Source organism: Caldisericota bacterium (assembly GCA_034717215.1).
Lineage (GTDB): Bacteria > Caldisericota > Caldisericia > Caldisericales > Caldisericaceae > UBA646.
The window spans coordinates 1-7,302 of sequence record JAYELD010000122.1; the positions used below are offsets into that span (position 1 = coordinate 1).

At 36.1% G+C, this 7,302-nt stretch carries 8 protein-coding genes; all 8 read left to right on the forward strand.

What is annotated here, in order from left to right:
• Positions 1 to 420 precede the first annotated feature (420 nt).
• Genes U9Q18_04885 through U9Q18_04920 form a run of 8 tightly spaced genes read left to right on the forward strand, consistent with a single transcriptional unit; the run spans position 421 to position 7,021 of the window.
• Positions 421 to 894: a zinc ribbon domain-containing protein gene (locus U9Q18_04885; protein MEA3313693.1), complete on the forward strand. Its 474-nt coding sequence runs from the start codon at positions 421 to 423 to the stop codon at positions 892 to 894.
• A 7-nt stretch (positions 895 to 901) separates the two neighbouring features.
• Positions 902 to 2,335: an electron transport complex subunit RsxC gene (gene rsxC / locus U9Q18_04890; GenBank protein MEA3313694.1), complete on the forward strand. Its 1,434-nt coding sequence runs from the start codon at positions 902 to 904 to the stop codon at positions 2,333 to 2,335.
• Entirely contained in the window at positions 2,328 to 3,329 is a 1,002-nt protein-coding gene (locus U9Q18_04895) for an RnfABCDGE type electron transport complex subunit D (GenBank protein ID MEA3313695.1), read from the forward strand. Before rsxC ends, U9Q18_04895 begins: the two co-directional genes overlap by 8 nt.
• Positions 3,326 to 3,922 (forward strand): FMN-binding protein, encoded by a 597-nt coding sequence (locus tag U9Q18_04900; protein MEA3313696.1) that lies wholly within the window; start codon positions 3,326 to 3,328, stop codon positions 3,920 to 3,922. Before U9Q18_04895 ends, U9Q18_04900 begins: the two co-directional genes overlap by 4 nt.
• The gene (rsxE, locus tag U9Q18_04905; GenBank protein MEA3313697.1) at positions 3,919 to 4,524 is read left to right on the forward strand and encodes an electron transport complex subunit RsxE; all 606 of its coding nucleotides are present in this window, start codon (positions 3,919 to 3,921) and stop codon (positions 4,522 to 4,524) included. Before U9Q18_04900 ends, rsxE begins: the two co-directional genes overlap by 4 nt.
• Positions 4,521 to 5,111 (forward strand): RnfABCDGE type electron transport complex subunit A, encoded by a 591-nt coding sequence (locus U9Q18_04910; protein ID MEA3313698.1) that lies wholly within the window; start codon positions 4,521 to 4,523, stop codon positions 5,109 to 5,111. Before rsxE ends, U9Q18_04910 begins: the two co-directional genes overlap by 4 nt.
• A gap of 10 nt (positions 5,112 to 5,121) precedes the next feature.
• On the forward strand, positions 5,122 to 5,421 hold the full coding sequence (locus U9Q18_04915) for an RnfABCDGE type electron transport complex subunit B (protein ID MEA3313699.1): 300 nt from the start codon (positions 5,122 to 5,124) through the stop codon (positions 5,419 to 5,421).
• A gap of 46 nt (positions 5,422 to 5,467) precedes the next feature.
• Positions 5,468 to 7,021, forward strand: a complete 1,554-nt coding sequence (locus U9Q18_04920) for a hypothetical protein (protein ID MEA3313700.1) — start codon at positions 5,468 to 5,470, stop codon at positions 7,019 to 7,021.
• Positions 7,022 to 7,302 lie beyond the last annotated feature (281 nt).

The window sequence follows — 7,302 nt, forward strand, 5'->3', positions numbered from 1 at the left end:
AAACCTTTTGTTATTCTTGATGGAGCACACAATAGAGCTTCTTCTGAAGCACTCACACGATCCTTAAAGAATAATTTTAGCGAACGAATTGTTTTTCTTTTTTCAATGTTAAAAGATAAAAATATTTAGGACACACTTTCTGTTCTTGCACCTGTTGGGGAAATGTTTGTTTTAACCGAGACACCAAATTCCTATTCAAGGAGGCTTGAGGTTGAAAAATTGAACAGTATTGCTCGGAAATATATTCCGAAGGAAAAAATTATAGTGGAAAAAAACCCAAGGAAAGCATTTGCTTTTGCAAAAAAAAGTGTTGGAAATAATGAAATGCTCTGTGTCACGGGATCGCTATATCTTATTGCCTATATAAGAAAATTGATGAATTATTTTGTTTTTTCAAAAAACTTGTTATAATTTTTGCATATGAACTATATAATGAATCTTTTAAGAGGAAGTTTTCCATGGATAAGCGCTTTTGATTTTGTGATTTTCTTATTAGGATCACTTGTTGTTATATTCGTTCTTGCAATTTATGTTTATCGTGATAGCAGTCTTCGTGGCGGGAAAAGCCTTTTGTGGGCTATATGTACAATTCTCTTTGGTGGGATATTACCTTTTCTTTTTTATATGATAATGCGGTCATCTTATACAAAAGAGGAACTTGAGGAAGAAAAATTAAACAAAGAATTGATGCAACTGCAAAGAAAGTATTATGAGTTAATGGTGAGCAAGGAAATACAGAAATGTCCAGTATGTGGAGAAGAAGTTAGTTTAGATTATATGTACTGTCCTAAATGTTTTACGCAGCTAAAGAAATATTGCGATGAGTGTAAAAAAATTGTAGATAAAGACGCAAAAATATGCCCATATTGTGGGCATATTTTTGGTGAGAGGTGAGTGAACAATGAAGGAATTTACATTTAAGACAGGCGGAGTGTATCCTGAAGAAAATAAAATGACGAAAGATTCTCCGTTTGTCCCTTTAACCCCACCTGCTATTGCGGTTATTCCATTGAGCCAGCATATCGGGGCGCCAAATACTCCTATTATTAAAGTAGGAGATCGTGTAAAAATTGGTCAGGTAATAGGAAGTGCAAATGCGTTTGTTTCTGCTCCTGTGCATGCTACCATATCAGGTGAAGTTGTTGCTATGGAATTAAGGCCTTTCCCTTTGGGAACAAAAGTGCAGAGTGTTATTATCAAGAATGATTTTAAAGAGGAATGGGTTGGCGACTTAAAGGGCATCAAATCTTTAGAATCTTCATCAAAAGAAGATCTTATAAAAAACATAAGAGATAAAGGTATAGTGGGCATGGGTGGGGCAACATTTCCTACTGCCGTAAAACTTTCCCCTCCTAAAGATAAAGTCATTGATGTTGTTATTGCGAATGGCGCTGAATGTGAGCCATATCTTACAACAGACTACAGGGTAATGATGGAGTACTCGGAAAAAATTATTAACGGTCTTCTTATCGAAATGAAAATTACGGAAGCAAAGCATGGTATTATTGCGATCGAAACTAATAAGAAAGATGCCGTATTGCTGCTTGAAGAGAATGTAAAAAAAAGAAGAATAGATAATATTGAAGTGATTTTGGTAAAAACAAAATACCCGCAAGGGGGAGAAAAACAGCTTATTAAAGCAGTACTCGGAAAAGAAGTTCCTGTTGGGGAATTGCCTCTCGAAGTAGGTGCAATAGTGCAGAATGTTGGTACACTAAAAGCTGTTTCTGAAGCAGTATTTGAAGGGAAGCCATTGATCGAACGAGGTGTTACTGTTTCAGGTTCTGCTATTAAAAGACCTGGAAATTATACTATCAGAATAGGCACTACTGTGACAGATATAATACAGCAAACAGGTGGATTGACTAAAAAATTGCGGAAACTTATTTTTGGTGGTCCTATGATGGGAATTGCCCAATCTACATTAGAAGTACCAGTAACGAAAGGTACGTCTGGGATTTTATTTTTTGGAGAAGAAGTGCTTGAAATGGCACCACAAGATGAGATGCCTTGCATACGATGTTCGCGTTGTGTAGACTGGTGTCCTATTGGGCTTATGCCTCTTCTTATTGACCATGCCTGGCGGAGAGAGGACATAAAACTGACAGAGACATTAAACGCAACTGATTGTATTGAATGCGGAGTTTGTTCATATGTCTGTCCTTCAAAGAGACACCTCACGGAAAATGTGAGAAATGCTAAACAGAAAATTTTAAAACAGAGAAAGATTGAAGCAGCAAAAAAAGCTGCATTTGAAAAAATAAAAGCATTAAAGGAGAAAAAAGCGCAAGAAGCGGAGGAAAAACTAGGCGAAGGAGAAAAAGTTAATGGATGAAAATTTGGTTGATCTTATTGTAACATCCTCCCCACACATTCGTGATAAAGCAAAGGTTTCTCTCATTATGAGAGGGGTTTTGATTGCTCTTATGCCTGCCACAATAGCAGGATTGTATTTCTTTGGAGTTGGACATACATTAGGCGTTATCATCGTTTCTATTTTATCTGCAGTTGTTGCCGAGTATCTAAGTTGCTTGATTTTCAGAACTAAGGCGACAGTATATGATTTATCTGCTGCAGTTACAGGATTGCTCCTGGCACTAACTCTTCCACCATCTTCACCGTACTGGATGGTAGCAGTCGGCGCTTTTGTAGCAATAATACTTGGAAAATGGATTTTTGGTGGCATAGGTTCTAATCCATTTAATCCGGCACTTGTTGGAAGAGCATTTCTTATGATTTCTTGGCCTACATATATGACGATATGGGTAAAACCTTTTACGCAAAGCGTTTTCCCTCCCACAAGTGCAATTACAACGGCTACTCCGCTTAATATTATAAAGTTGAAGGGATTTTCTGAGTTGCTTACAATGTTTGATGGTTCCAGGTTGATTATGTATAAATCCCTTTTTCTAGGTAATGTAGCTGGTTCGATTGGGGAAACATCTGCGCTACTTTTACTTATAGGTGGAATTGTTCTTATTGCAAAAAAGATTATTGATTGGCGTATTCCTGCCGGTTTTATCGGAACAGTTTTTATCCTATCCGCTGTTTTTAATAGAGACCCTATTTTTTCTATTCTTTCAGGTGGTCTGTTTCTTGGTGCATTTTTTATGGCAACAGATTATAGCTCTTCTCCCATTACTGTTAAGGGAAGATTATGGTATGGCATTTCATTAGGAGTCTTGACGGTTATTTTCAGGCAATTTGGTGCCTCTCCCGAAGGAATTATGTTTTCAATATTAATTATGAATTGCTTTGTGCCATTTTTTGATAAAATGCTTCCAAGGGTATATGGCCACCTTGCTCTCAAAAGAAGGACAAGTATATGAATAAAATACTAAAATTAACATTGATACTTGGTATTATAGGTGCGATATCAGGCGGTGCTCTGGCAGCTGTTTATAAGGTCACTGGACCGGTTATAAGAGCACAGGATGCGAAGACATTACAGGTAGGGCTTTCAGAAGTTTTCCCTGGAGATTATCAATTTGAAAGGTTAAATGAAGAGTTCGAATTGCCTGATCCAGTTGTACAAATTGATGGTGCGTATATTGTCAAGTCTAACAAGGGAATTGTCGGATTAGTATTGCAAGTCACTTCTCCTGGTAGCCAGGCTCCGATTAAAATGCTTGTTGGAACAAAAAAAGACAGAACTGTAAGTGGGGTTAAAATTTTGGAAAGCCTTGAAACTCCAGGACTCGGTGCAAACGCTTCTAACCCTGATTATTATGTGGATAAAGAAAATAAATTATCATTTCTTGACCAATTTAAGGGTAAGAAAATTTCTGATAATTTTATCCCCAAGGAAGACGTCATTGCAATTACAGGAGCTACAATTACTTCTGACGCTATTGCAAAAGGGGTAAAAGCAGCCGGGAAAGTTACGCATAATTATTTTAAAGAAATGGAGGGACCGGAATGAAAAAATACTGGAGAATTGTCTGGAACGGGATTACTCCGTCAAATCCGATACTTATTCTTGCTATTGGGTTATGCTCAGTTGTTGCTGTAACCAATTCTGTGCAAAATGCTTTACTGATGACATTTGTTTTCAGTTTTGTTCTAATATTTTCAGAAATCATCATTTCTTTGTTAAGAAAGGTTATTCCTGGAGATATCAGGGTGCCTATATTTGTTTTGGTTATTGCCACTTTTACAACAATTGCCACACTTCTCTCCAGAGCATATTTCAACTCAATTTATGAGGCAATCAAACTCTATATCTTTCTTGTTGTTGTAAACTGCATTATTATTGGAAGGGCAGAAGCATTTTCTTATCAAAATTCTATTGTAGATTCTATTTTTGACGGCATTGGAATGAGTATTGGTTATGGCTGGGTAATTATTGCAATGGCCGCTGTCAGGGAAGTGTTTGGTAACGGAACTATAGCAGGTTTTAGAGTGTTTCCTGCATCATATAGCCCTGCGCTTGTCATGATTCTACCACCAGCTGGATTTCTTATTTTGGGCGTGCTTGTAGGATGGCTTGAATTTACATTAAGAAAAAAGAAGGTTAAAAAATGAGTTATTTTGCAAACCTCGGCAAAATTTTTGTTGCTGCAGCTTTTGTAAATAATATAGTGTTGTTGCAATTTCTTGGCTTATGTTCGTATATAGGCCTCACGGACGATATGCATGCTTCTATTGGTATGGGGTATGCAGTAACATTTGTGACAGTGCTTGCTGCTTCTGTGACATGGATCATTGATCGTTGGATATTAATTCCATTTAATCTTCAGCCGTTCCTCCAGATTGTGTCATTTATACTTGTAATTGGGTCACTGGTTGGGCTTGTAGAGATTTATATTAGAAAAATGTCTCCTCATTTATACAAAGCAATGGGTATATATCTTCCACTCATTGCGACTAATTGCCTTATATTGGGAGTTACCTTTATTAATTCTCTTCAAGGTTTTGATTTTGTGGAGTCTATTGTTGAAGCAGTTGGCGCAGCAATCGGCTATTTTATGGCCATGTTAATTCTTGCTGGCATAAGAGAGCGTTTGCGCAATTCAGAACTTCCTGATTTTTTCAAAGGCAAAGCTATTGCATATATGGTATCAGGGATTGTTGCTCTTGCGTTTATGGGATTTCAGGGGATGATAAAATGAGGGCTATGAGATGAAAACTTTTATTATTTCTGTAGTGACTATTGGTGGTTTTGGTGCTTTTTTTGGTGCTTTACTTGGCTATTTTGCGGAGAAATATAAGGTAGAGGAAAATCCGTTAACTAAAGCAATTTATGAGGTTTTACCCCACGGAGAATGTGGAGCTTGTGGTTTTCCTGGATGTCATCCGTGTGCGGAGGCAATAGCCAAAACACAAGCTCCTGTAGATGTTTGCATTGTGGGAGGTGCAACAACTACAGAAAAAATTAAAAAGGTTTTAGAGGAATTTAAAAAGAAAACCAGTGAAAATTAAATTGAAATCATTTTTTTAATCGATATAATAGAAGGGGAGAAAAGAAATGCGGAAATTTGTGTATAGTGTGATAGCCATAATAGTTATGTTTAGTTTGATATCCAGCAATGTGGGTTGGAGCGGTTCCGTATTACTTAAAATAAGGGATGTTCTTAGCGCTTTTTCGAATAAAGCAGAGGATTCTTCAGCAAATACTATTGTTCTTTCTTCTGCTATTAATTCTGAATTTTTAGAAGATGTTTCAAATACAATGCAAGAGTTTTATAAAAGTATAATTCCATTTTTCAAAAATCTTTCGGAAAGAATTATTGAATTTTTTCTTCCTGCAGCTGAATTAATATATCCTTATATTCATACTTATTTGCCTGATGTTGGCACAGACACACTCGCTATGATTCTTTTTTATATTCTTTTGGCATTGATCATTCTTTTGTTTATTCCAAAGAGAAAACGAAAAAAGCCGCTTCCTGCTATTAAACTGGAAGAATCACACAGAAAAATACCTTCTTTTAATGTGAAAGTATTGGAAGAAAAAGAAACAGTTAAAATTGATTATGAAGCTGATAAGAAGACAATGACAATTTCTATTCCCAAGAAGACTGGGAAAGAAGAAGTTGTTGCAAAGCCAGGGAAGAGTAAAGTGCCTTATGGTGCAAGGATTCCTTATGGGCAAAAGAGAGTTGAGAAAATTGATTTAAAAAGCAAAGAACAAAAGCAAATAGAACCCTCGGAAATAAAAAAACCTATTCCTCCTGTTTCAAAGGAAGAAGCAAAAAAACCAGTAGAGGAAAAGAAAAATGTTGACAAAATAGTTGTCGAACAAATCCCCGGGATAATTAAAGAGGCAAAAGAGGAAATCTCTCCATCAGATAAAGATAAAAGGGTAGAGGCAGAAAAAGAAACTGAATTGCCGAAAGAGCCAGTAGATGAGATTAAAGAAAAATTAGAAACGGAGGAAAAAGAAAAATTCGAAAAACGCGATACAGCGACAAGACTAAAAAGAGAAGCAAAAGAGCCTTTTGTTGCTAAAGAGAAAGCCATTCCAGCTGAAGAAAGAGAGGAAGGGGTTTCAGAAGAAACAAAAAGCTCTCTTGATCTTTTGCTTGAGAAGGTGAAGCGTGAATCTTTGAAGAAGGAGTCGGGGGAAACTGAGGAAGAGCAAGCAAAAGGGCCTATAGCTCCTGAAAAGATTGGCAAAGAAGAGGAAAAAGTTACCAAAGAACCTCAGCAAGAAAAAATTCCTCCTCTCTCTCCTCAAGTTTTTAAAAGTAGCGTTGTGATGGATGCTGATTCATTATTAGAGTTGCTAAAATTGAAAAAAACTGAATATCTGAACCAGGCATTTGTTTCAGTATCTGCTCAATCGCGCCTAGAGGAAGACATTAAAATAAAATATAGAATAGGGGTTATTGCTCTGACTTCAATAGAAATAAATTTTGTAGAAGATCTTGCGCATAGAATTGCTTCTAAAATAAGTACGGCAGAAGCTGTACTTATTGCTAAAAAGATAAAAGCAAAGGATGTTGTGGTATCGGATTCCCCCAAGATTACATCGTATCAGGGGATAAAAATTCATAGTTTAAAAGATTTGCTTGGATAAGTAGAATATTTGGTAAGTTTTCTTTGAAAGAGGTTTTTGCTGTGTATTTTAGTTTTTAAAAAAATTGTTTCTCTCTATTTTTTAGATGGAGATTTTAACCTCTGGAGATTTTTGAAATATACATATTTGTTACATAAATATATATAACTTATATAGAAACTTGACTTAAAAAAAAATGAGGTTATATTGATATATATTGTATATTAAGTTGTGTATGAAACATATTCTTCGTTAAATTTTGCCTGAAAAGGAGTTAGGGGGTGCGAAAAGAAAAAAACTCG